Below are 2,099 nucleotides of genomic sequence, written 5' to 3' on the forward strand. Positions count from 1 at the left end.
TAGCAGTTTTAACAAAAAACAGCCGGCGAAAAAACATGTCTGAAAGCGGTTGACAAACAATTCTATTTGTCTTACCATTGGACAAAATAAAATAATTTGAATTTTTACAAAAGGAGTGTTGCTTTTGAAAGCCAATATTTCTTAGAATGAGATTAGTTCAACATACACTTTTTGAAAGCGGTATCACATCACGAACTCATGTAAAGGAAGTGTGTTTATGTCGATGAATGCGCAAGAAAAAGTTCTTCCTTCTTCTCTTCCAATGCCCGGCAGCCAGAAAAAAACACGTGCACGCTGGTTTATTGTATTCATGCTGTTTCTTGTCACAGCGATTAATTATGCGGATCGGGCTACCCTTTCCATTGCCGGAACAGACATGTCCAATCAGCTTGGCCTTGATTCCGTTATGATGGGCTATGTGTTTTCTGCTTTTGCCTGGTCCTATGTAGCCGGCCAGATTCCCGGCGGATGGCTGCTGGATCGGTTCGGTTCAAAAAAAGTTTACTTTTGGAGTATTTTCTTATGGTCATGTTTTACGCTTTTGCAGGGCTTTATTGGTTTCTTCGGTACAGCCGGAACCGCTGTAATGATCCTGTTCGGCCTTCGTTTCTTAGTTGGACTGGCAGAAGCACCTTCTTTTCCTGCCAACAGCCGGATCGTTGCTTCCTGGTTTCCAAGCCATGAACGTGGCACAGCGGCAGCCACCTTTAACTCTGCCCAGTATTTTGCGACTGTTCTGTTCGCACCGATTATGGGTTATATTACGTATACATTTGGCTGGGAATATGTTTTCTACTTCATGGGTGCGGTCGGGATTATCGTTTCATTCATTTGGATGAAAGCGGTTTATAGCCCGAAAGAACATCCACGGATCAACGAGGCTGAGCTTGCTTACATTGAAGAAGGCGGCGCCCTGACCAACATGGACCAGACAGAAACAAAGAAAGCAGAAAAGAAAGGTGTTAACTGGAGCCAGGTGAAGCAGCTGCTGACAAACCGGATGCTGTTAGGTGTTTACCTGGGCCAGTACTGTATTACGACGCTTACATACTTTTTTCTGACCTGGTTCCCGGTTTATCTTGTCCAGGAACGGGGCATGACCATCCTTGAAGTTGGCTTTGTGGCTTCCCTGCCGGCGATTTGCGGATTTTTGGGCGGGATTCTTGGCGGCATGTTCTCTGACTTCCTGCTCCGCAAAGGCTTCTCTTTAACAGTGGCCCGGAAAACACCGATTGTGGTCGGCATGCTGATGTCTATGACGCTCGTAGCCGCCAATTATGTGGATACGCAGTGGGTTGTCATCTTTGTGATGGCGCTTGCCTTCTTTGGAAAAGGGTTTGGTGCACTCGGCTGGGCCGTTGTGGCAGATACATCTCCAAAAGAAATGTCCGGTGTCAGCGGCGGCCTGTTCAATACATTTGGCAACATTGCCGGCATTACGACGCCGATCATTATCGGCTACATTATTGCCACAACCGGCTCCTTTAACGGGGCGCTTGTGTTCGTCGGTGCCAATGCACTCGTGGCGATCTGCAGCTACCTGTTCCTTGTCGGTGAAATTAAACGTGTTGAATTGAAATCTTAATCCATAATTCCAATTTGATAGGAGAGAAACAGATGAACACAAACACTCAATTAATCCAGGAAAACGTCAAAACAGGTGCACCTATTATTACAGAAATGACTGTGATTCCAGTAGCCGGTCATGACAGTATGCTTTTAAATTTAAGCGGTGCTCATGCCCCTTACTTTACACGTAATATCGTTTTACTGAAGGATAATTCAGGGAATGTCGGTGTCGGTGAAGTGCCGGGCGGCGAGAAAATCCGCCAGACACTGGAAGACGCACGCGAAATTGTGGTCGGCCAGTCTATCGGCACCTACAACAATATCTTAAATAACGTACGCCGCCAGTTTGCAGACCGGGATTCAGCCGGACGCGGCTTACAGACCTTTGACCTCCGCATTACAATCCATGCGGTAACGGCTTTGGAAGCGGCGCTTCTCGACCTGGTCGGCAAATATCTCGGCGTGCCGGTGGCGGCCCTTTTAGGCGAAGGACAGCAGCGGGACAAAGTAGAAATGCTCGGCTACCTGTT

The 2,099-nt window shown here is 47.3% G+C and carries 2 protein-coding genes; both read left to right on the forward strand.

Annotation, left to right across the window (positions count from 1 at the left end):
• Nucleotides 1-262: 262 nt before the first annotated feature.
• Nucleotides 263-1,585 (forward strand): MFS transporter, encoded by a 1,323-nt coding sequence (locus VP97_RS22885; protein ID WP_050184499.1) that lies wholly within the window; start codon nt 263-265, stop codon nt 1,583-1,585.
• Between the two features lie 32 nt (nt 1,586-1,617).
• Nucleotides 1,618-2,099, forward strand: a 482-nt coding sequence (locus VP97_RS22890) for an enolase-like domain-containing protein (protein ID WP_483782910.1), incomplete at its 3' end; no start/stop codon positions are given.

It is taken from the genome of Domibacillus robiginosus, assembly GCF_000966195.1.
In the GTDB taxonomy this organism is placed as follows: Bacteria; Bacillota; Bacilli; order Bacillales; family Domibacillaceae; genus Domibacillus; species Domibacillus robiginosus.

What these genes read in the sequence shown, in the direction of transcription:
- VP97_RS22885 (WP_050184499.1), top strand. Translation starts at nt 263, where the DNA reads ATGCCCGGCAGCCAGAAAAAAACACGTGCACGCTGGTTTATTGTATTC.